At 42.2% G+C, this 22,008-nt stretch carries 20 protein-coding genes; 9 read left to right on the top strand and 11 right to left on the bottom strand.

The window, feature by feature from the left end; translation table 11 throughout:
- Window positions 1–12: 12 nt before the first annotated feature.
- From iscU to L3D27_RS06845, 4 genes are all read right to left on the bottom strand, one after another.
- Window positions 13–396: a Fe-S cluster assembly scaffold IscU gene (gene iscU, locus L3D27_RS06860; protein WP_284673006.1), complete on the bottom strand. Its 384-nt coding sequence runs from the start codon at window positions 394–396 to the stop codon at window positions 13–15.
- Window positions 397–683: 287 nt separating this feature from the next.
- Complete coding sequence (locus L3D27_RS06855; RefSeq protein ID WP_432480742.1) at window positions 684–1,907, bottom strand: IscS subfamily cysteine desulfurase; 1,224 nt, start codon at window positions 1,905–1,907, stop codon at window positions 684–686.
- Window positions 1,904–2,434 (bottom strand): Rrf2 family transcriptional regulator, encoded by a 531-nt coding sequence (locus L3D27_RS06850; RefSeq protein WP_432480741.1) that lies wholly within the window; start codon window positions 2,432–2,434, stop codon window positions 1,904–1,906. Before L3D27_RS06850 ends, L3D27_RS06855 begins: the two co-directional genes overlap by 4 nt.
- A 278-nt stretch (window positions 2,435–2,712) precedes the next feature.
- Window positions 2,713–3,393, bottom strand: a complete 681-nt coding sequence (locus L3D27_RS06845; protein WP_432480740.1) for a hypothetical protein — start codon at window positions 3,391–3,393, stop codon at window positions 2,713–2,715.
- A gap of 544 nt (window positions 3,394–3,937) precedes the next feature.
- Between L3D27_RS06845 and L3D27_RS06840 the strand changes: the two genes are divergently transcribed.
- Window positions 3,938–4,210, top strand: a complete 273-nt coding sequence (locus tag L3D27_RS06840; protein WP_373628408.1) for an HU family DNA-binding protein — start codon at window positions 3,938–3,940, stop codon at window positions 4,208–4,210.
- Between the two features lie 200 nt (window positions 4,211–4,410).
- Complete coding sequence (locus tag L3D27_RS06835; RefSeq protein ID WP_432480738.1) at window positions 4,411–6,255, top strand: SurA N-terminal domain-containing protein; 1,845 nt, start codon at window positions 4,411–4,413, stop codon at window positions 6,253–6,255.
- Window positions 6,256–6,458: 203 nt separating this feature from the next.
- Here L3D27_RS06835 and L3D27_RS06830 read toward each other — a convergent pair whose 3' ends face one another.
- The 3 genes from L3D27_RS06830 to L3D27_RS06820 all read right to left on the bottom strand — a co-directional run bounded on the left by L3D27_RS06830 (window position 6,459) and on the right by L3D27_RS06820 (window position 10,471).
- Entirely contained in the window at window positions 6,459–7,667 is a 1,209-nt protein-coding gene (locus L3D27_RS06830) for an alpha-hydroxy acid oxidase (RefSeq protein ID WP_284673000.1), read from the bottom strand.
- 223 nt (window positions 7,668–7,890) lie between these two features.
- Window positions 7,891–9,648 carry an L-lactate permease gene (locus L3D27_RS06825; RefSeq protein ID WP_432480737.1) on the bottom strand — a complete coding sequence of 586 codons (1,758 nt, stop codon included), beginning with the start codon at window positions 9,646–9,648 and terminating at the stop codon, window positions 7,891–7,893.
- 442 nt (window positions 9,649–10,090) lie between these two features.
- Window positions 10,091–10,471 carry a hypothetical protein gene (locus tag L3D27_RS06820; protein WP_432480736.1) on the bottom strand — a complete coding sequence of 127 codons (381 nt, stop codon included), beginning with the start codon at window positions 10,469–10,471 and terminating at the stop codon, window positions 10,091–10,093.
- A gap of 96 nt (window positions 10,472–10,567) precedes the next feature.
- Between L3D27_RS06820 and mtgA the strand changes: the two genes are divergently transcribed.
- The 5 genes from mtgA to apt all read left to right on the top strand — a co-directional run bounded on the left by mtgA (window position 10,568) and on the right by apt (window position 16,140).
- Entirely contained in the window at window positions 10,568–11,242 is a 675-nt protein-coding gene (gene mtgA, locus L3D27_RS06815; RefSeq protein ID WP_432480735.1) for a monofunctional biosynthetic peptidoglycan transglycosylase, read from the top strand.
- A gap of 184 nt (window positions 11,243–11,426) precedes the next feature.
- Entirely contained in the window at window positions 11,427–13,562 is a 2,136-nt protein-coding gene (ppk1, locus tag L3D27_RS06810; protein ID WP_432481889.1) for a polyphosphate kinase 1, read from the top strand.
- Complete coding sequence (locus tag L3D27_RS06805; RefSeq protein ID WP_432480734.1) at window positions 13,559–14,014, top strand: YchJ family protein; 456 nt, start codon at window positions 13,559–13,561, stop codon at window positions 14,012–14,014. Before ppk1 ends, L3D27_RS06805 begins: the two co-directional genes overlap by 4 nt.
- A gap of 95 nt (window positions 14,015–14,109) precedes the next feature.
- A complete protein-coding gene (gene thiI / locus L3D27_RS06800; protein WP_432480733.1) occupies window positions 14,110–15,555 on the top strand; it encodes a tRNA uracil 4-sulfurtransferase ThiI in 1,446 nt (481 codons plus the stop codon).
- Between the two features lie 51 nt (window positions 15,556–15,606).
- On the top strand, window positions 15,607–16,140 hold the full coding sequence (gene apt, locus L3D27_RS06795; RefSeq protein ID WP_284672994.1) for an adenine phosphoribosyltransferase: 534 nt from the start codon (window positions 15,607–15,609) through the stop codon (window positions 16,138–16,140).
- A gap of 85 nt (window positions 16,141–16,225) precedes the next feature.
- Here apt and L3D27_RS06790 read toward each other — a convergent pair whose 3' ends face one another.
- The 4 genes from L3D27_RS06790 to ychF all read right to left on the bottom strand — a co-directional run bounded on the left by L3D27_RS06790 (window position 16,226) and on the right by ychF (window position 19,860).
- Entirely contained in the window at window positions 16,226–17,062 is an 837-nt protein-coding gene (locus L3D27_RS06790; protein WP_432480732.1) for an exodeoxyribonuclease III, read from the bottom strand.
- A 148-nt stretch (window positions 17,063–17,210) separates the two neighbouring features.
- A complete protein-coding gene (locus L3D27_RS06785) occupies window positions 17,211–17,918 on the bottom strand; it encodes a TetR family transcriptional regulator (RefSeq protein ID WP_432480731.1) in 708 nt (235 codons plus the stop codon).
- Window positions 17,919–18,085: 167 nt separating this feature from the next.
- Window positions 18,086–18,550, bottom strand: a complete 465-nt coding sequence (locus tag L3D27_RS06780) for a hypothetical protein (protein WP_432480729.1) — start codon at window positions 18,548–18,550, stop codon at window positions 18,086–18,088.
- Window positions 18,551–18,768: 218 nt separating this feature from the next.
- On the bottom strand, window positions 18,769–19,860 hold the full coding sequence (gene ychF / locus L3D27_RS06775; RefSeq protein WP_432480728.1) for a redox-regulated ATPase YchF: 1,092 nt from the start codon (window positions 19,858–19,860) through the stop codon (window positions 18,769–18,771).
- A 287-nt stretch (window positions 19,861–20,147) separates the two neighbouring features.
- Here ychF and ndk point away from each other — a divergent pair, with 287 nt between their 5' ends.
- Together ndk and rlmN are read left to right on the top strand one after the other, a co-directional pair.
- On the top strand, window positions 20,148–20,579 hold the full coding sequence (ndk, locus tag L3D27_RS06770) for a nucleoside-diphosphate kinase (protein ID WP_373628417.1): 432 nt from the start codon (window positions 20,148–20,150) through the stop codon (window positions 20,577–20,579).
- 222 nt (window positions 20,580–20,801) lie between these two features.
- Window positions 20,802–21,995 carry a 23S rRNA (adenine(2503)-C(2))-methyltransferase RlmN gene (rlmN, locus tag L3D27_RS06765; protein ID WP_432480727.1) on the top strand — a complete coding sequence of 398 codons (1,194 nt, stop codon included), beginning with the start codon at window positions 20,802–20,804 and terminating at the stop codon, window positions 21,993–21,995.
- Window positions 21,996–22,008: the final 13 nt, after the last annotated feature.

The raw sequence follows: 22,008 nt of genomic DNA, 5'->3' as shown, positions 1-22,008 counted from the left end.
TATAGTGATGTATTAGGCGTTGGATTTTGATTGATAATCTTCAATCGCTGCCTTGATGGCGTCTTCTGCCAATACAGAGCAGTGTACTTTTACAGGTGGTAATGCCAATTCTTCAGCAATGTCTTTATTTTTGATGGCGGCGGCTTCAGTTAGGTTTTTACCTTTTAGCCATTCGGTAACAAGCGAGCTTGATGCAATCGCAGAACCACAACCATAGGTTTTGAATTTGGCATCGGTAATGATACCATCATCGCCTACTTGGATTTGTAGACGCATCACATCACCACACGCAGGTGCACCCACCATACCTGTGCCAACATTTTTGGCGTTTTTGTCAAGATTGCCTACATTGCGAGGGTTTTCGTAATGGTCAATGACTTTGTCTGAATATGCCATAGTTTTCTCTCTTTGTTGCTAGCAAATAATTTGCTTGGCTTAAATAAAAAAGTTGGTCTTTATCTTTAGCTAATCAGCGGTTGGATAGATGTTGCCATGCTGATCAATATAAAATCGGTTTGGTTAAATCACTTTTATATAGTGCTTAATACATTAACATGGGCTTTTGTACTAAGATAGATAGTGTTCATTTGCCAATACAACATTAGCAAATGAACATATCATTATCAATATAACCAATATTTGTTGCTTGTGGGCTAATGACCCACAGAATTTAACAAGTTAAATCAATGTTCTTGCCACTCTACCTTGCTAAAATCCACGCCTTCTTTAAACATATCCCATAGTGGCGATAGTTCACGCAGTTTGTTTACTGCATCAGTGATTTGAGCCAGTACACGGTCGATGTCTTCATCGGTAGTATAGCGACCAAAACTAAAGCGAATGCTTGAGTGTGCTAATTCATCAGGGCGACCGATGGCACGAAGGACATAAGATGGCTCAAGTGTGGCAGAGGTACAAGCAGAACCTGATGATACTGCCAAATCTTTTAGGCTCATCATCAAAGATTCGCCTTCGATAAAGTTGAAGCTAACATTTAAAATGTTTGGAATGCCATGCTCAAAGCTACCATTTAAATAAGTCTCTTCAATGCCTTGTAAGCCATTCCACAACTTATCTCTTAGGCGTGTGATGTGTGCAAGATCTTCATCAAATCGCTTGGCAGACAAGGCAAATGCTTCACCCATGCCGACAATTTGATGAGTTGCCAGTGTGCCAGAACGCATGCCACGCTCATGACCGCCACCGTGCTGTTCGGCTTTAATACGCACACGAGGCTTACGACCGACATACAAGGCACCAATGCCTTTTGGTCCATAAATCTTATGACCGCTAAAACTCATCAAATCTACTTTTAATTCAGCCAGATTGATTTTAATTTTACCGACTGCTTGTGCACCATCAACATGGAAAAGTATGCCTTTTTCACGAGTGATTTCACCGATGGCTGCGATATCAGTAACGGTGCCAAGCTCGTTATTTACTGCCATAAGGCTTACCAAGATGGTGTCTTCACGGATGGCATCAGCGACTTGTTCGGGCGTGATGATGCCTGTGCTTTCTTGTGGAGTTAGGTAGGTGATTTCAAAACCTTCTTGTTCTAGCTGGCGACAAGTGTCCAAAATGGCTTTATGCTCAATTTGACTGGTAATGATGTGTTTACCTTGAGTGTGGTAGAAGTGTGCCACGCCTTTTAAAGCTAGGTTGTCTGACTCGGTCGCACCGCTGGTAAAAACGATTTCACGAGGGTCTGCACCTACAGTTTCGGCAATCTGTAGGCGAGCGTTTTCAACTGCTTCTTCAGCCTGCCAACCAAAGCCGTGCGAGCGACTGGCAGGGTTGCCAAATATGCCATCAAAGGTCATGTATTTGACCATCTTGTCAGCCACTTCTTGTGCAATTGGTGTGGTGGCAGCGTAATCTAAATAAATTAAGGAATTTTGGCTCATACTGGTTTTACCCCAAGTAAGTTAATGGTATTGATTTGTTGGTCTTTTTTGTCACTTTTAATGCTTTGAACTTTATGTTCTTGGTGTTTGTGTTCTTGACGATCGGCGATATTTTGCGTATTTTTTGAGTGTAGTAAATCAGCAAGAGTTACTTGGCTCAAATAAGCTTCGATATGGGCAGATAGGTTGTGCCACAAATCATGTGTTAAGCACATGGCACCATCTTGACAATCACCTTTACCCCCACATTGCATGGCATTCACGCTTTCATCGACTGCGGTGATGATACTCATGACATCAATTTCATTCAAGGGTTTGGCAAGGTGGTAACCGCCTGATGCACCACGAGTGCTATTTACTAAGCCTTTTTTGCGTAGCTTTGAAAATAGTTGCTCGAGATAAGAAATTGAGATGGATTGGCGTTTTGCGATGTCGGACAAAGAAATGGCACCTTGATGGCGATTTTCTTGTACTGCCAAATCAAGTAGGGCGGTAACTGCATATCTGCCGCGTGTGGTTAAGCGCATAAAAATACCTAAGAATGCCTAGTTCGCAAAATGAACATCAGTTATAAAATTTTTGCTTATTATAATAATTCCGAGTAAATAGGTCAAGATTATTTTATAAACTTTGTTGTTGTTATTTTTAAATCCTACGATTTAAACAATCAATCAAAATAGAATTGAAGCGAATGATGATAGATGATAAAACATTGCTCCAATTCTATTTAAAATATTGAAAATTGCCCGATGACAAACGCAACGCAACATAACTCATGGATGATGAATGAAACGATGGCATAAAATCATACAAAAAAGTGAGAAATTAGGGCGACTATGGCAATTAAACTTGCGACAATAAAGCCTGTAAAGGTACTTTTTTGTTTGGTTTTGGCTTCGCCCAGTTGAGTGCTGAGTCTGGCATTTTGGGTAGTTAGCTCATTGATTTTTTGGGATTGTTCGGTGATTTTGTTTTTTAATTCATCTAGTTTTTCAGCTTTTTGCTCAGGCGCTGGCTTTTCTGCCTTTTTGGTTTTCCGAAGCAAATGATCAATGACGCCACCGATACCAAGTTGTACTAAAAATTCTTTGAATTGAGCCACTTGAATGGCATCGCCACGAATTTGTAGCTTATCTACAGTGTGAATGCTGTGATTGGTCAGAATATGGGCAAGCTGAAAGCTGTAGGCATTAACAGTAATGTTCGCCGATTCTTTATGGGCGGGCAGTTCGCTGTCCAATAGTACACCATGATGGCTAAAAGAAGCGTATATCTGCACATGGGGAAGGTAGGTGCGTATTGATACCAACACTTCTTCTTGTGCTAGTGGATATGTGAGTTGGCGTAATTTTGGGTTTGGTCTTAGCATGAGTGTGATGGCGGATTCTAAAAATACAAGTAAAACATTAAGTAAGCCATGCGAGATAGTACCTGTATTTTTTTGTTGACTGGGGGTGCTGCGTTGCGAATGATTGATTTCTGCCATAAATCTATCCTAAGTTAATTTAAAAATTAAGATTGTGGTACTGACGAATGCGATTTAACCCTATTGATGATTGGTGTGGTTAATGCACTTCGTCTATGGACCTAATTGATGTGATTGTATCCTAAAATCATTAAAAACACAAAATCAATACTAAAAAACGCACAATCTTGTGGGCTTGTGTTGAATTTAAGGTTGTTTTGGGTAAAATTTTGACTGTGTTACATAAAATTATGTAAATTATCTTGCATATTGAGCCAAGTATTGTTATAAATGGTAAGTAATGTTTGCGCTAACAAACAACGAAATGTGCGTGCATTGACTATAACTCGTGGGTATTTTGAGTGATTTTTTACAAAATTTCTCACAATTTTGTAAAATTTTGAGAAATTTTGCATTTATCTACTTGTAAATGCTTGTTGATAGTCATACAATGCACACATCAGCAATCGCCCTATACTAAGAGCATGACAATTAACAGGCTTGAAGTATTTTTAGGCGCTGTGATTGAATCATTTTTATTAACTCAACACATGAGGAACTTGATATGAATAAGTCAGAATTGGTAGATGCGATCGCAAGTGAAGCAGGTCTAACTAAAGATCAAGCCACTAAAGCACTAAATGCTTTTACTGCAAGCGTACAAGGCGCTCTTGAGCGTGGTGATGATGTGGTGTTGGTTGGTTTTGGTACTTTTAGTGTGAAAGAGCGTGCCGCTCGCACTGGACGCAACCCAAAAACTGGCGAATCATTACAAATTGCTGCCAGCAAAGTACCAGGATTTAAAGCAGGCAAGGGTCTAAAAGACGCAGTGAACTAATTTACCTTGCTTAGCTAGACGATTGGCTTGGCCAATCAAAACACCCTTTGTTCAGCAAAGGGTGTTTTTTGTGCAGGTATTGGTGAGTATTGTGAATATTTGGCAAAATTTTGCAAAACATTTTGAGTATTTTTGTGATTTAGCGTATTATAGTAAGGTTTTAGTTTTTTAATCAAAATTTAATCGGTAAGTGAAATTTTATGGATAAATTGCGTGATTTTCTACACGGCTGGCCTGGTCGCATCACGATGGGTCTAATCATGCTACCAATGGTGTTTCTAGGCGTGCAGGGCATGAATGGCGGGACACACATTGGGACAAATGAGTTGGTAAAGGCAGGCGATAGCACTATTGATGTGAGCGTGTATCAATCGGAGCTAAATAACTACCGCCAACAGCTTTTACAAAACAATGACGCAAGCATGATTAACGAGCGTGCAATGGCAGATGAGGTGCTAGATGATCTCATTAATCGTGTGTTACTCCAAAACCAAACACAAGTGCTTGGTATGTCGGTGTCCGATGAGGTCATCAGCCAGATGATAGCCCAAGATGAGAGCTTTTGGCAAGATGGTAGATTTTCTAATGAGTTATTCGCTCAATTTTTAGATTATAGCGGATTGACCAAAGATGAGTTGTTCGCTAGATTTCGCACACAGCTTAGCATAAGACAACTAACCGCAAGCATATTAGGTACGGCGATTTATCCTACTTCTCAAGTGGGTCGCCTGCTTGATTTGCAACTTGAGGCTCGTGAGGTTTGGGTGCATCGTTTTGCTTGGCAGGATTATGCCGACCAAGTAAGCGTTTCTCAATCTCAAATCGAAGCATACTTTAATGAACATAAAGAGTCTTTGATACGCCCAGAATCGGTGGATTTGACCTATATTGAGCTGACGATGGATGAGTTAAAAGTTGATGCACCGACCGAAGAGGAGATTGTGTCTCAATTTGCAAATTATCTACAAAAAAATGGCTTGAGTGATGGTCGTGAACTATCACAAATTCTACTATCAGGTTCAGATGCCAAAGCTAAAGCTAACGAGATTAGGGCAAAACTTGATAAGGGTGAGTCATTTGAGGTGCTTGCTAAGCAATATTCTGATGATCCAAGTGGTGAGTCAGGTGGCTATATCGGTAAATACAACCCTTCGGTATTTGGTAATGACGCTGGCAAGGTTAATGCTGCTTTAGCGGGGCTAAAAGTCGGTGGGGTGAGTCAACCTGTACAGACGAGTTTTGGTTACCAGATTTTTAAGGTGGTTAAAGCGGGCAGTATCACAGTTGATGGTGTGCGTGATGAGCTTGTGCAGATGGCACTAAAGCAAAAGCGTGAAGCAGCTTATCATGAGTTGATCACCAAGATTAACAACATGGCAAATGATGCCATGGGCATCAGTGATATCGCTGCTACAGTTTCATTGCCTGCCAAATCTATTAAATCTTATCCAAAAAATAATAATACCACCGAATTATCACAGCCTGTGGTGATTGATACCGCATTTGATGATTTTAATATTCAAGATCAAGCAGTGAGTGCAAATATCACTTTGGGTGATACCAAGACTGTCTGGGTGCAATCAACCAATCACCAAGAGGTCAGACCTTTAACATTACCAGAAGCAACGCCACAGATTAAAGAGTTGCTTCACAAAAAAGCAGCGACCGAACTGGCATTGGCAGCTGCCAGTAAATTGGCGGAGCAGGCTAAAGTCTCTGGTGTTCAGTCACTGATGACATCTGGGGCAAATTTTGGTATCGCTACTCGCCAAAGCCCCAATCTTAGTATCCAAGAACGAGCCAGTCTATTTATTCATAAATCGGGTAAAAATGACATTTGGTCAGTGCAGACTGAGCAGGGTGCAAGTGTCATCATTGGTGGACCTGTTAGCAACCAAGCCGTAGAACAGATTTCGGCAGTGGAGCGTATGCAGGCAGCGATGATAATTCGTGATAATATTGGTGATGACCAGTGGTCTGACTATTTGCATTATCTAAAAGACAATACGAAAGTTACTGTCAATCGTAGTGTCTTGGATAGATGATGGCAAGGTTTTGGTATGCTTACGAAATCTGCAAAACCTTAGTCATAAAACAGCCCTTAATTGAAGGGCTGTTTTATTGGGTGGTGAGATTAGTGAACTGCCATTCATTTAAAAGCCACCATGATATCCGTTTGGTAGTTTGTTGTGTAATTGATGGCAATAAAAAAGACCTTATATTAATAAGGTCTTTTTTATTGGTTGGGTTACCAGCGAATTGGTGTGATGTGAGGGTTGGAGGCTTTTAAGTTCTCATAAGTACCCTTGACAAAGATGTCTTCATTCACGGTGTTGATGTTGGTATGACCACAGAACGCCATTGTGATGTCGCATTCTTTATAGATGATTTCCAGAGCACGGCGGACACCATCTTCGCCATATGCCCCCAAACCATACAAGAATGAACGACCAATCATTGTGCCTTTTGCTCCCAATGCGATGGCTTTTAGTACATCTTGACCTGAGCGGATACCGCTATCTAGCCATACTTCACAAGCACTGTTCTCGGCTTGTACTGCTTGTACGCAGTCGGCTAGGGTAGAGATGGAGCTAGGTGCACCGTCTAGCTGACGACCACCGTGGTTGGAGATGACCATTGCGTCTGCTCCTGACTTAGCCGCCAAGATGGCATCTTCTGGTTCCATAATGCCCTTGATGATGAGTGGACCACCCCATAGCTCTTTGATGCGAGCGACATCATCCCAGTTTAGACTAGGGTCAAACTGCTCGGCTGTCCATGATGACAGGCTAGATAGGTCGCCTACACCTTCAGCATGACCTACAATGTTACGGAAGGTATGGCGTTTGGTACCTAGCATATTAAAGCACCATTCAGGCTTAGTCATTAGGTTAAGAATGTTTTTTAGGGTTGGCTTGGGTGGGGCGGACAAGCCATTTTTGATGTCTTTATGGCGTTGACCTAGAACCTGTAAGTCTGCCGTTAGAATAAGCGCAGAGCATTTGGCTTCTTTAGCACGGCGAATAAGGTTTTCCATGAACTTTTTATCACGCATGACATACAGCTGAAACCAAAACGGCTTATTGGTATTTTCTGCCACATCTTCAATTGAACAGATGCTCATGGTGGAGAGTGAAAAAGGAATGCCGAACTTCTCAGCAGCACGAGCGGCATGAATCTCGCCATCTGCCCACATCATGCCTGTAAATCCTGTTGGAGCGATTGCTACAGGCATATGTACATCTTGTCCAATCATCTTTGTGGCAAGTGAACGACCTTCCATATCCACTAGCACACGCTGGCGTAGTTTGATACGGTCGAAGTCGGTTTCGTTATTGCGATAGGTGGTTTGTGTCCATGAACCAGAGTCTACATAGTCATAAAACATACGAGGGACTTTACGCTCAGCAATACGGCGTAGGTCTTCAATTTCGGTAATTTTGCTTAAATCAGCCATAATTATACCCTTAAAGAGTTGTTAAAAATCGTGAATACAAAAATAATCAAATACCATTTATTTTACACCATTTTTCATTATTAACATATAGATAAATAAGCTACTATTATAAAAAGTGCTCAATAAGACATGAAAAATTGTGTTTTTCATTAACTTATTAACCAAAAAAGCACCCATTTAACAAATGGATGCTTTTTTAAAATAATACAACAAAAGGCAAGTCTTAAGCGGTCTTTTTCTTGTCTGTTAGGCTCATGGTGCCAAAGAACACCACAGGCCAGATAACCGCTCCAATCCACCAAATGGGGTTAAAGATGAATGCCATGCCCACAAGACCTGCTTGGATGACATAATAAGTCATTGCAATGAGTGTTTTGCGAATAATAAAGCCTTCACGGTTTACCATGCCCACAACCGCACAGGCGGCAACAACATTGTGTACGCTAATCATATTACCAGCAGCACCGCCAACAGCTTGCAGAGCAACGACTTTGGCAGCTTCAATGGCGTTTAGGTCAATTTGGGCGGCAGTACTCCACTGGAAGTGAGAGAACATCATGTTTGAAACAGTGTTCGAACCTGCAATGAACGCACCAAGTGCTCCAATCCAAGGCGACACGATTGGCCACATTCCAGAAAATACATCAGCTGCACCGATTGCCAACACTCTTGGCATGGCAAGTATCGGCTGAGCAACATCGGCAGGCGTGCCAGAGTTGATGAATACTTGTACCATTGGAATGGAAAAGAGCAGGGCAGGAGCGGCTGCTAACATCGTCTTAAATGACGCACCCCAACTTTTTTTCACCATATCGCCTTTCATGCCAAAGATGAAAATACATAAGATGGAGACAAGTAGCAGTGTTGTGCCTGGTGAATATAGAAGCTGAGTTTTGTTGGTGATGGAAGTGTCTAGAATATTACTAAAAGTGATTACAAGGTTTTCGTTCAACCATGCTTTTAGTGGCTTGATGGTGCGTGTGGCTATCAAGATGCCAATAACAAGTAGGTATGGCATGAAAGCACGCAACACAGAGTATTTGGCTTTTTCATTGACATCAATATTAGTGGCGGCAAGCGACCCTTTCCATTCTTCGTCCCATTGTTCATGAGTGCCAAAGTCAAAGGTGTTTTTTGGGGTTAAAAAGCCTGCTTTTGCCGCAGGAATGACAATCGCCATACCAACGATAGCACCAACTAATGATGGCAGTTCAGGACCGATGAATTTGGCGGTCAAGAAATAAGGAATGGTAAAAGCAAGACCGGCAAAAATAGCAAACGGTGCCGCCTCAAAACCTTGGCGGAAAGAACGCTTTTCACCAAAGAATTTGGTCAAGAAACAGCACAAAATGAGCGGAATTAAGAAGCCAACAACAGAGTGGATAAAGCCGACATTTGCACCGATTTGTACAATATAGTCGCCAAAGGCAATGCCTTTTTCAGCGATGGCAGTACCGACATCTTCTTTATTTTCAAGACCTGAATTAACACCGATTAGAATGGGTGTTCCGACTGCACCATAAGACACAGGCGTGGACTGAATGATGAGAATGGCCATCACGCACGCCATCGCAGGAAAACCGAGTGCCAGTAGTAGGGGTGCACCAACGGCTGATGGCGTACCCCAACCAGTTGAGCCTTCGATGAGTGAGCCAAACAACCAAGCAACGATAATCATCTGCACACGGCGATCAGGAGAGATACCCATAAAGCCTTGACGAATGGCGACAATGGCTTGGCTCTCTTTGATGGTGTTGAGCAACAAAATCGCCGAAAATACGATAAATAGTACATTGGCTGCGGTTAAAACACCATGAATGGTGGCAGCAGCAACTTGGTTGCCACTGGTTTGCCACACAAAAAAAGATAAGGTTGCTGTTGCCAAATAAGCGACCGCCATAGCTATCTTGGCGGGTAGTCGCAAGACAACCAGCAGTACAAAAACAATGATGATTGGCAGCATTGCCAAAAAGGTATACATATCAAACACTCCATGTAACCAAAAAAAAACATAAAAATTACAGCACTCTAAATACAAGCTTTAGGCTTAAAGGTATTGTTAGTACTAAATAAGCGATAACAAAGGGCTGATATAAAAAGATGACTGCGTAATTTTTATTATTTGTAGTAAAAAAAGAAAAGGTAAGATTGTTGTCAATCGGTTGCTATTGTACTTACTTTTTGATTAAAAATAAATATTTTGTATTAAAATTTCTAAGTTTTTTTTTGCTAACGATATATGTTAATTGACACCCAAGTCATCAATAAAATTGGTGAACGGGGGTGTTTTTGTAAAAGTTTTAGGAAAATCTAGGTTTTGGTGGTTGTCTTTAAATCTTAAATGGGCAGTGATTGATGATTTTTTTTTGAGAAAAAGGTTGTTTGTTGATTGAATGTTAGCTGTTGGTTTGGGTTGTTATTGCTTATGGTACGGGTAGGCTTGCGATGTCCATCACTCCAAAAGGGTAGCATAAAAGGCGTGTGGGTGTCATCAGTATGGGAATCATCATGCCTAACACTTCAAATGCTTTATGATTTGGGTTGGTTATGTTTGCTAAGTCAAGCACCTGTAAGGTCGGTAATGCCCTAACTTGATTGGCATAATGATATAGGCGATGGGTATCATCGCACAGATGACAGCCGTCTGTGCCAAGTAAATACCATGTGGCATCTACATTGGTAATATCAAAGAGAGCTAGTAGCTGTTGACGAAATTGTTGATATTCATTGATGTTGACACTGTTTAGGGCAAATCGGTTGTGTGCAAGGTGGTTTAATTGCTTGATAAAATTGTCATTATTCATAAAGAATTCATACAGAAAAAAGTCAAAAATGGTGTAAAATAACGATGGTGTGGGTAAAAATCACAGCTGTCATTATAACTTAAAAAGGCTGATAAGGTGTTAAAGAAAATCATTCGTTGGGCGTTTGTATTGGTTCTTGCTATTTTTCTTGGCTTTCATGCTATGGTGGCAGTTTTACTGGGTGCAGGTAAATTCATGCCTGTTACAGAATCGGCATTTATGATGGCACACCGTGTGGGTGGGGGCAGTGTTCAGCAAACTTGGGTGGATTATGACAATATCGCTAAGTCTGTTAAGCAGGCAGCCATCGTCAGCGAAGATGCTAGATTTAGCCAACATCATGGTTTTGACTTTGAGAGTATCGAACGAGCCATCAAGATGAACGAAGCACGAGGGGCGATTTCAATCGGTGGTTCAACCATCAGTCAGCAACTTGCCAAAAATCTGTTTTTGACATCGCATCGGTCATACATCAGAAAGGCGGAAGAGGCCATCATTGTGGTGATGATGGAGGGTATCTGGGATAAAAGGCGAATTTTGGAGGTGTATTTGAATGTGGTGGAGTTTGGTGATGGCATCTATGGCATTGAAGCGGCGGCACGGCATTATTATGGTAAATCTGCCAAACAGCTGAGTCGTGAGCAGGCGGCACTACTGATTAGTATGCTTCCTAATCCAAAATACTTTCAAAAAAACAACAATGCCAAACGACTGCGTAGCAAACAGCGAATCATACTAGCTCGCATGAACTCGGCAATACTGCCTAATTAGCCTAAAATGACACAATTGGGCGTATCAATATACAGTCAAGATCATATTGTTGTAATGGGTCAATGAAGATTGGCATATCAGATAAAAACACTAAGATCAACAAAGTGAAAGATAGAACATGAAAACAAAAGCATCATCTGCTGAATACAGCATCGAACAGCAAGCAATGCAAAGTGTATTGGGTATGACTCCCCCGCCTGCACAGCTTACCGAGATTCAATCTCTTGTCAATGAGGTGGGTGGGTTTGCTCCTGAATGCTATATTAATCGTGATTTATCCACCCTAAGATTTCAGTTGAGGGTGTTGGCTCAGGCGGTGAACCCTCGCCACCCATTACTTGAACGAATGTTGTTTTTGACGATTTTTTCATCAAACATGGATGAGTTTTTTGAGATTCGTGTGGCAGGACTGCTACAAAAGATGAATAATGGAGATAAGTCAAGCAGTTTAGATGGTCGCAAGCCATCTGAGCTTTTGGCGGAGATTAGTCAGGTGGCTCATCGTGCAGTTGATGAGCAATATCGTATCTTAAATGAAGACATCCTTCCAGAGCTTGCTAAGTCTGATATTCGCTACCTTAAGCGTCATGAGCTGACAGATGCTCAAAAAGCATGGATGCGAGAATATTTTTTCAATCAAGTACTGCCAGTACTAACCCCAATTAGTATTGACCCTGCACACCCATTCCCCAGAGTGGTTAATAAGTCTTTAAACTTCATTGTCAGTCTAGAGGGCAAAGATGCCTTTGGTCGTGATATTAACCGTGCCATCGTGCCTGCTCCTCGCTCATTGCCTCGTGTGATTCGTCTGCCAGATGAATTAACAGGTGGTAAAGATCATCACATCATGCTGTCTGCCGTGATTCATGAACATGTGGGCGAGCTTTTTTTGGGCATGAAAGTAACTGGGTGTCATCAGTTCCGCTTAACTAGAAATGCTGATTTGGCGTTGTCTGATGATGTTGAAGACTTGGCGAAGGCACTAGAAGGCGAACTAGATAACCGCCGTTTTGGGCATAAAGTGCGTCTGGAGGTGACAACCAATTGCCCTAAAGAGATTTATGAATTCTTGCTTCAAGAGTTTGAGCTAGAAGAAAATCAATTATATCGAGTTAATGGACCTGTAAATTTAACTCGTATGCTGACAAGTTTTGATAAACCCGAACTTAAGTTCACACCGTTCGTACACACCGTTCCTAAGGCATTTCGTGGCATGGAGGCGGTGCGAGTTGCCAAAGATGATACATCAATGTTTAGCACCATCAAAAAACAAGATGTGTTGGTGCATCACCCATTTGAATCGTTCGTTCCGGTGGTCAATCTGCTTTGGCAAGCAGCAAACGATCCAAATGTACTTGCCATCAAGCAGACGATTTATCGTTCGGGTACAAACTCGGAGATTGTTCAAGCCTTGGCCGCTGCTGCCCGTAATGGCAAAGAGGTTACAGCTGTTATTGAGTTAAGAGCCCGTTTTGATGAAGCGAGTAACATTGCTGTTGCCAATATGCTTACCGATGCAGGGGCGGTGGTAGTATATGGCGTGGTTGGCTATAAGACTCACGCTAAGCTCATGCTGATTGTGCGTCGTGAGGGAGATAAAATCCGCCGTTACGCTCATCTAGGCACAGGTAACTATCATGCAGGCAATGCAAAGGCTTATACTGATTATGGGTTGTTTACCGCCAATAAGCAGATTTGTGAAGATGTGCATGGCGTATTTATTCAGCTGACAGGCATGGGCAGACCAATGCCTTCGCATCAGATTTTGCAGGCACCTTTTGCCCTGCATGATGGACTGATGCAAATGATAGATGATGAGATTCATCATGCTAAAAATGGCAAAAAAGGACGCATTATTATGAAATGCAACGCCATCACAGAACGCCAAATCATCAATAAACTCTATGAGGCGAGTGCTGCTGGTGTTGAGATTGATTTGATTGTACGGTCTATTTGTTGCTTGCGTCCCCAAGTGAAAGGCTTGTCTGAGAACATTAGGGTGCGTTCGGTGGTCGGAAGGTTCTTGGAGCATACCCGAGTGTATTATTTTGGTAATGATAAGGATGGTGATGGTCAAGAACGCCTGTTTTGTGCAAGTGCTGATTTGATGGATAGAAACCTGCTACACCGTGTGGAGGTGGCATTTCCTATCTTGAACGCTAAGTTGTTTAAACGCATTTATGAAGATGGGCTAATCAATTATCTCAATGACAATGTGCAGGCGTGGGAGCTTGATGGGCGTGGCGAGTGGAATCAGGTACATCATGCAGAGTGTATCCATGACGCACAGCAGTTACTTTTGGAGAAAATTTGTCTATGAACTGTCCTTGTGGTGGTGGGCTGTATGATGAGTGCTGTAAGCCCTTGCATGACGGCAGACCTGCTGATGATGCCAAGCAGCTCATGCAATCTCGGTATGCAGCATTATATCTAAAAAATGTGGACTATATCATCAAGACGACCGCCCCCAATCAGCAAGGCTTGCTAGACAGAGCGGTGTTATTGGAGTGGGCAAATGAGATGAATTGGTTGGGTCTTGATATCATCAGCCATACCCCTAAAGTTGGTAAACGCCATGCCCAAGTGCATTTTTATGCTTATTTTGATAATGGGCAAGGTAAGCAAACTCATGATGAGCTATCCACCTTTGTGCAGATAGATGGTGCGTGGTATTTTCGTGATCTAACCGTGCCTATACCTACCAATAAGCAGCCTTGTTTGTGTGGCAGCGGTAAAAAATTTAAGGTGTGTTGCGGTCAGTTTTTTAGATAATTTGCTTAAAAGTGAGATTTGTTGATGGGTTGTGGCGTTTTTCTTATTAAAAAGGTGTATAATAATAGCTTTTTTGTGCAAGCCTAAACAACAGTATGAAGTTTATCGTTAAGTTATTTCCTGAAATCATCATGAAGAGCGATTCAATTCGCAAGCGTTTTGTGAAAGTATTGACAGGAAATATCAAAAATATTTTAACTCGTCATGATGAATGTGTGCGCGTGATTCGCCATTGGGACTTTTTAGAAGTATGTTTTGATGATGACGATTTGCAAGAAGTTTTGCTTGATGAACTCATGCGTATTCCGGGTATTCATCACATTTTGACAGTGGAAGAATCACCATTTAGCGATTTGCATGATATTTTCTTGCAGACTTTGGCAAAGTTTGGCGATGATTTGCAAGATAAGACTTTTTGTGTGCGTGTTAAGCGTCGAGGTCGTCATGAATTTGACTCAATGGAAGTCATGCGATATGTGGGTGGCGGTCTTAATCAGCACATTGCAAGTGCTAAAGTGCAGTTAAAAAATCCTGATGTCGTGGTGCGACTTGAAATTGATAATGACAAGTTATTATTCATCAAAAGTCGCCATGAAGGGATTGGTGGCTTTCCCATTAGTACCCAAGAAGATGTATTGTCGCTCATCTCTGGCGGTTTTGATTCTGCGGTAGCAAGCCATCTGTTTACCAAGCGTGGCAGTCGTGTTCATTATGTGTTTTTTAATCTAGGTGGCAAGGCACATGAGATAGGAACAAAACAAATGGCGTACCAGCTGTGGCAACGCTATGGTAGCTCTCATAAGGTGCGTTTTATCACAGTGGACTTTGAGCCTGTGGTCGCTGAAATTTTGACCAAGATTAACGATGGTCAAATGGGCGTGGTGCTAAAACGCATGATGGTGCGTGTGGCCAGTGCCATTGCCAAGCATCATCGCATTGAGGCATTGGTAACAGGTGAAGCACTTGGGCAGGTTGCCAGTCAGACGCTAACCAATCTACATATGATTGATAAGGCAAGTGAGGTGCTGATTTTAAGACCATTGATTACGCACAATAAACCTGACATCATCAGTATGACTGAACAAATTGGTGTGGCAGATATTGCTAAGTCCATGCCTGAGTTTTGTGGTGTCATCTCAAAAAGCCCAACCGTTAAGGCGGTGGAACATAAGGTGTTGGCAACGGAGGCGAATTTTGATTTTTCGGTACTTGACCGTGCCATTGATACAGCCATCTCTATTGATATTCGAGATATTGCCAATGATAGTCAGCAGGAATATGCGATTGAGACAGTGTCGTCTGTACGGTCTGATGAGATAGTGCTAGACATCCGCCCCACTGATGAGAGTGAGGATAATCCGCTGAATCTATCAGGTGTGATACGAATGCCATTTTATCGATTATCTAGCAGTTTTGGCGAGCTTGACCAAAGCAAAATTTATCTTTTGTACTGCCAGCGTGGTGTGATGAGCCGACTACAAGCCGTGCATCTGCAACAAAAAGGCTTTCATAACATCAAAGTGCTACAGTTAACCAATTAACCAACCATCAAAAATCAACAAGCCAATTTGGCAACTATTAAGGCGATAAACATGACTAATGAACTTATTAAATCATCCATCAAATCAATCCCCAACTACCCAAAAGCAGGTGTAACTTTTCGTGATATCACTTCACTATTAGAAAATCCTGCTGCGTTTAAAGCGACCATTGATGCCATCGTGGTACAGTATCAAGATAAGGGGATTACCAAGATTGTTGGTACGGAATCTCGTGGTTTCATATTTGGTGCTCCCATCGCCCTAGTTTTGGGGGTTCCATTCGTACTGGTGCGTAAACCAAATAAGCTACCTAGAGAGACCATCGCTCAATCCTACGCCCTAGAATACGGTGAGGATAAGCTAGAAATTCACACTGATGCCATTACAAGTGATGATCGTATTTTGATTATTGATGACTTGTTGGCAACAGGTGGTACGGTCGAGGCGACTGCCAAACTGATTCGTAAGCTGGGTGGTACAGTGCAACACGCCGCCTTTGTGATTTGGCTCAATGGATTGGGTGGTGATGTCAGACTAAAAGGTTTGGATATTCAGCCTTTCTCATTGGTGAGTTTTGAAGAATAACCAAGAACCTAAGTTTGTTGTAACATAAAAGGCGGTGATAATCCGCCTTTTAATTCGTCTTTTTTAAGATATTTGTACGGCTGGCTTAACCAATCAAATAATCAATCACTACAGGAGCATGGTCGGAAAACCAAGTGTCTTTATATACCCACGCACCAACCGTTCGGTCTTTCCAGTCTGGTGAGCAGGCTTGATAGTCAATACGCCAGCCTACATTTTTGGCACGAGCTTGCCCACGATTTGACCACCATGAATAGACCTCGGACTCTTTACGAACCACACGAAAAGTATCAACATAACCAAGCCTATCATAGATATGATCAAGCCATGCTCGTTCGTGCGGTAGGCAGCCTGAAGCCTTTTGGTTGCCAGACCAGTTTTTGATATCAATGCGTTTATGTACAATGTTGTAATCGCCACAGATGATGACAGATTTATCCTCATCACGCCAGTTCTTTAAGATGGTTTTGTATTCATTTAAAAACAAGTCTTTGCGAGCTTGGGCGTCATCGCCTGATGAGCCAGAAGGCAAATATAGTGATGAGATGAATACAGGTTTATCAAGTCCTAAATCAAACTCTGCTGTGATGAAGCGACCTTGCGAGTCTGCCAGCTCAAAGCCAAGCCCACGACTAATTGAGATAATAGGTAGGCGACTATAGATGGCGGTGCCTGCATAACCTGCACGCTCAGCAGGAAATAGGTGGGCATACCAACCGTCTGGTTTGAATTTATCCGTCCATTGTTCGTGCGTAATGCGTGTTTCTTGCATACATACCACATCTGCTTCGGACTGTGCTAGCCAGTCAAACAATCCTTTTTTCTCGGCTGCTCTTAGACCATTAACATTGATAGAGATGACACGAAGTAGTTGGTCGCTCTTGAGATTGTGATGGGATTTAGGTCGGTGTAAATAGGGCATGGTAGGTAATTTTATGCTAAAAATTGACTATTTTAGCATAAAATTAAGATGATTAAAGCGGTTTTGAACCTAAAATTTTCGGTTGCAACACGGTCATTTTTATGTACAAATCTATAAAAGAGTAGTCGGCGGTCGGGCTATTGGTTGATCAATCGCCGATAATCGTTTCTTCATGCGATTTCCAATTATACGCACCATATAGGAGTATTTGCATCTGACGAGTGCAGCGGTGGAGCATGATGTTTTTTTGTTCTTCTAGGTTTATGGGGGTGGAAGTCTGTTCACCATCTTCGTCTAGGTTTGGTGTATAGGTAAGTTCAAGCCAATCAATAATCCAAGAAAAAGACAAATTAACACCAATCTCTGCCAACAGATAACGATCTTCTTTGCCGATGTGTTCAAAGGCAGGCTGTAACGCCAAATCATCGCCCATGATTTTGGCAAAGTATTTAATTTGCTCACTGATGGCATGACGAACCGCCTCTGAGCCACCAAATCGCTCGCTGGCGATGAATTGCCAGTATCTAGGTTGTGCATCTACTGCCTTAAAGAATAGCTGTACACTTTTGGCAATCTGTCTTTCAAAACTGCGTTTTTTCCCTAGCTGCATATGCTCACGCAGTAGTGCCATCGCTGAGCCAAGCTCATCTTCAACCAAAGCCTTGCCCAAACTTTCCATGTCATCAAAATGACGATAAAAAGCAGTTGGTACTACACCTACCTCACGGGTGACTTGGCGTAAGCTGATGGAACTATAGCCTTGTCCCATCATGCACAAGTCTAATACAGCGTTAAAAAAGGCTTGGCGGGTTTGGCGTTTTTTTTGCTCTCGGGTTGCAGGTTTTTCTTGGTGCATGGGTATATCCATTAAAATTAGATAAAAAGCGATGGCTGCCTTTAAATCCTGTATTATGAATAAAATTGTGATAATTTTCAATCAATTTCATAGAATATTGCATTCTGCACACACATTAGACAATAAAAAACCAAGCCTAGTAAGTAGGCTTGGCGGTATGACAGCGATTAAGAGTGAATTTTGGTGCAGTCAAGCAGTGTGCTGTTGTCTGCTTTTAGTATTTGAGCTTTGTCGCCGTCTAGCACCAGTGTCATTGGTTTATTGTCGCCTTCGATACCCTCGTTGGTATTAAAGCGTTTTTTGTCTTTGTCGTCTTGATTAAGGTCATAGACGATGTCATCAGCAGTGAGATGAGCTTCCATCTCTCCTTCGTGTTCATGTACGACAATGTGTACAGTCTGATCGCCACATTGGAATTGATTGCCTTCGTGATGATGGTGGTCATGACCTGCATGGTCGTGAGAATGTTCATCATGAGCATGTTTATCGTGAGCGTGCTCATCATCAGAGTGGTCTTTATCATGGATATCGGTTACAGCAACTTCACTGTCTGTGGCAGGCTCAGCAGGTTTTTGTTCGCAGGCAGTCAGAGCAAGGGCGAGCATCATGGTTGGTAGAATGATTTTTTTCATGTTTTTACCTTAATTGATTAAAAATAAGTGGTCGCCATCGCTCATTGATGGTTCATCACCGATAGCTATATTGTAACAAAATTTCCCAAAATGGCAACAGCTCTCAATGACAAATTAGCAATGATACTGGTTGTTTTTGTTGCCGATTCTACTATTAAATAAGGGGTGTATCCAAATACCCCCCTTATTTAATAACATTACTAATACATCAAGCCTGCTTACACATTAAAGCGAAAGTGCATCACATCGCCGTCTTGGACAACATAGGTTTTGCCCTCCAAGCGATTCTTACCAGTGGCACTCGCTCCTTTTTCGCCACCATACTCAATAAAGTCGGCATAGCTGATGACTTCAGCACGAATAAACCCTCGCTCAAAGTCGGTGTGAATGACGCCAGCTGCCTGCGGTGCAGTTGCTCCAATTGGTACTGTCCACGCACGCACTTCTTTAACCCCTGCGGTAAAGTAGGTTTGCATTTTGAGTAGTTCATAGCCTGCTCGAATCACACGGTCAAGCCCAGCTTCACTCATGCCCATGCCTTCTAAGAACTCTGCCTTTTCGTCTTCGTCTAGTTGGGCAATCTCTGCTTCGATTTGGTTGCATAGTGGCACGACTATTGCATTATCCGATTTGGCAAATTCTTTGACTTGGTCAAGATATGGGTTATTTTCAAAGCCGTCCTCGCTGACATTGGCGATATACATGACTGGTTTTAAGGTAATCAGTCCATAACTTCTAATTAGTTTCTTTTCATCATCATCAAGCCCTGCCATTCGTGCAGGTTTACCATCTGCTAGTAGTGGCTCAACTTTGTTAAAGACAGCCAACATCGCTTGGGCGTCCTTGTCTCCACCTTTGGCTTTTTTGCTAAGGTTGGTGATGGCTCGTGTTACCGCTTCTAAGTCAGCAAGAGCAAGTTCGGTGTTGATGGTTTCAATGTCTGATAAGGGATTGACTCGTCCGTCCACATGAATGACATTGTCATCATCAAAGCACCGTACGACATGAGCGATGGCGTCTGTCTCACGGATATTGGCAAGAAACTGATTGCCCATACCTTCGCCTTTAGAAGCACCTGCCACAAGTCCTGCGATATCCACAAACTCCATAGAGGTTGGGATAACTCTTTCGGGGTTGACAATCTTGGATAATTCTTTTAAACGAGGGTCTGGCACAGGAACGATGCCTGTGTTTGGATCCTTGGTGCAAAAGGGGAAGTTCTCGGCAGCGATGCCTGCTTTGGTCAATGCGTTAAACAGCGTAGATTTGCCCACATTAGGCAGTCCGACAATACCACAATTAAAGCCCATAAAAAACTCTCTACAAATAAAAAAATTCTGCTTAGTTTAGCAGATTTTCATAAAAAATGCTTTGCTTTTTAAGTCTGGAGTTTAAGGATATTGTCATACTGGCTTATCGCAGACCCGCCAAAGGTATACCCATGCCTATAAGGTCGGCGTCAATAAATTGCCGATACAAGGGGCGAATAAACTTGCATAAAAAAGATGCAAAATCTGATTTTGCTTGCTATAATACAATAAATTTTACAACTTTTCGTAAAATCTTTCCCCTTTTATCAATAGTAAGGAAGTTTATCATGGCAATCGAACGCACTTTATCTATCATCAAGCCAGACGCAGTTGGTAAAAATCACATCGGCGACATCATTGCTCGCTTTGAAAAAGCAGGTCTTAAGCCTGTTGCTGTGAAATACAAGCACCTAACTCGTGAAGAAGCAGAGGGGTTTTATGCAGAGCATAAAGAGCGTGGTTTCTTTAATGATTTAGTGGCATTCATGACTTCAGGTCCTGTGGTGGTATCTGTACTAGAAGGCGAAAACGCAGTTTTGGCTCATCGTGATATTCTAGGTGCAACCAACCCAGCCGAAGCTGCTGCTGGTACTATCCGTGCAGACTTTGCTGTAAGTATTGATGAGAATGCTGCTCACGGTTCTGATAGTATCGCTTCTGCTGAGCGTGAAATCGCTTACTTCTTTGGTGTGGATGAGATTTTCCCACGCACTCGTTAATCAATGTTGGGCAGTTTATCTGCCGATATACATTGCACAAAACAGCTTGCCGATTGGCAAGCTGTTTTTTTGATTGCTTATAAATCGTATTTACAAACTGCTTTGCCATGAGTAGGTTGGTGGGGATTTGTTTATATTGAAAGTTCATGACTTTATTAAAAAATTTTAGTATAATGTGCCATTTTTATGATTATTTTATAGCCAATGACGCCAGCACAGCCCATGAGTAAAATCCCTGTACATCAAGATGGTTCATTAGACATCACTTCCAATAAAATCAATCTGCTTGGTATGTCCAAAGAGGCATTGGGTGAGTTTTTTGTGTTGCTTGGCGAAAAGCCATTTCGTGCTACCCAAGTGATGAAGTGGATTTACCAATTTGGGGTGGTGGACTTTTTTGAAATGACTAATATTTCCAAGAAGTTACAAGAAAAGCTGAATGAAGTAGCGTGCATTGTGCCACCGAAGGTAAAATTTAAAGAATTTAGCAATGACGGCACTCGTAAATGGGTGTTTGAAGTGGCGGGCGGTTCGCTTGTTGAGACGGTGCTGATTCCTGCAGAAGACGGCAAGCAATTTGGACGAAAGACTTTGTGTATTTCATCACAGGTGGGCTGTGCACTTGATTGTTCTTTTTGTAGTACAGGAAAACAAGGTTTTGAGCGAGACTTAACAGCAAGTGAGATTATCGGTCAATTGTGGGTTGCTAATCAGTCTTATATGGAAGATGTTGCTCCTACCGAGCGTGAAAACCGAGTAACTAATGTCGTCATGATGGGAATGGGAGAGCCGCTGCTTAACTATGAACCTGTTGTAGCCAGTATGTCGCTTATGCTAGACGACCATGCATTTGGTTTGTCTAAGCGTCGTGTTACACTGTCAACATCAGGCGTTGTTCCAAAAATGTATGAACTTGCCAAAGACATCGATGTGGCACTTGCCATCAGTTTGCATGCCCCAAATGATTCGTTGCGTAATGAGCTTGTACCCATCAATAAAAAATATCCGTTATCTGAGCTGATCGCTGCCGCCAAAGCATATGTCTATGATGAAAATCCACGCCACAAAAAGCATGTAACCATTGAATATGTCATGTTGCAAGGCGTAAATGATACCGATCAGCACGCCTATGAATTGGTAGCACTGCTAAAGGATTTGCCAAGCAAAATTAATCTTATTCCCTTTAATCCATTTCCGCACGCTCCTTACGATCGTTCTAGTAATAACCGCATTCATGCGTTTAGCAACATTTTGAATAACGCAGGCTTTGTATGTACTATTCGTCAGACTCGTGGTGATGATATTGATGCAGCGTGTGGGCAATTGGTGGGACAGGTTGCCGATCGCACTCGCCGTGCCAAAAAATGGCAAGAGAGTATTGAAAAGCGACAGGATAAAACCAAAGTATCCAGATGATTTGCTAAAGTGT

This window comes from Moraxella sp. ZY200743, from assembly GCF_050885545.1.
In the GTDB taxonomy this organism is placed as follows: Bacteria; Pseudomonadota; Gammaproteobacteria; order Pseudomonadales; family Moraxellaceae; genus Moraxella; species Moraxella haemolytica.
The sequence above is the reverse complement of the archived record's forward strand: the minus strand, read 5'-3'. Positions and strand labels throughout refer to the sequence as shown.

Coding starts and splice junctions, on each gene's coding strand:
- iscU (WP_284673006.1), bottom strand. CDS start 396: ATGGCATATTCAGACAAAGTCATTGACCATTACGAAAACCCTCGCAAT.
- L3D27_RS06855 (WP_432480742.1), bottom strand. CDS start 1,907: ATGAGCCAAAATTCCTTAATTTATTTAGATTACGCTGCCACCACACCA.
- L3D27_RS06850 (WP_432480741.1), bottom strand. CDS start 2,434: ATGCGCTTAACCACACGCGGCAGATATGCAGTTACCGCCCTACTTGAT.
- L3D27_RS06845 (WP_432480740.1), bottom strand. CDS start 3,393: ATGGCAGAAATCAATCATTCGCAACGCAGCACCCCCAGTCAACAAAAA.
- L3D27_RS06840 (WP_373628408.1), top strand. CDS start 3,938: ATGAATAAGTCAGAATTGGTAGATGCGATCGCAAGTGAAGCAGGTCTA.
- L3D27_RS06835 (WP_432480738.1), top strand. CDS start 4,411: ATGGATAAATTGCGTGATTTTCTACACGGCTGGCCTGGTCGCATCACG.
- L3D27_RS06830 (WP_284673000.1), bottom strand. CDS start 7,667: ATGGCTGATTTAAGCAAAATTACCGAAATTGAAGACCTACGCCGTATT.
- L3D27_RS06825 (WP_432480737.1), bottom strand. CDS start 9,648: ATGTATACCTTTTTGGCAATGCTGCCAATCATCATTGTTTTTGTACTG.
- L3D27_RS06820 (WP_432480736.1), bottom strand. CDS start 10,471: ATGAATAATGACAATTTTATCAAGCAATTAAACCACCTTGCACACAAC.
- ppk1 (WP_432481889.1), top strand. CDS start 11,427: ATGACTCCCCCGCCTGCACAGCTTACCGAGATTCAATCTCTTGTCAAT.
- L3D27_RS06805 (WP_432480734.1), top strand. CDS start 13,559: ATGAACTGTCCTTGTGGTGGTGGGCTGTATGATGAGTGCTGTAAGCCC.
- thiI (WP_432480733.1), top strand. CDS start 14,110: ATGAAGTTTATCGTTAAGTTATTTCCTGAAATCATCATGAAGAGCGAT.
- apt (WP_284672994.1), top strand. CDS start 15,607: ATGACTAATGAACTTATTAAATCATCCATCAAATCAATCCCCAACTAC.
- L3D27_RS06790 (WP_432480732.1), bottom strand. CDS start 17,062: ATGCCCTATTTACACCGACCTAAATCCCATCACAATCTCAAGAGCGAC.
- L3D27_RS06785 (WP_432480731.1), bottom strand. CDS start 17,918: ATGCACCAAGAAAAACCTGCAACCCGAGAGCAAAAAAAACGCCAAACC.
- L3D27_RS06780 (WP_432480729.1), bottom strand. CDS start 18,550: ATGAAAAAAATCATTCTACCAACCATGATGCTCGCCCTTGCTCTGACT.
- ychF (WP_432480728.1), bottom strand. CDS start 19,860: ATGGGCTTTAATTGTGGTATTGTCGGACTGCCTAATGTGGGCAAATCT.
- ndk (WP_373628417.1), top strand. CDS start 20,148: ATGGCAATCGAACGCACTTTATCTATCATCAAGCCAGACGCAGTTGGT.
- rlmN (WP_432480727.1), top strand. CDS start 20,802: ATGAGTAAAATCCCTGTACATCAAGATGGTTCATTAGACATCACTTCC.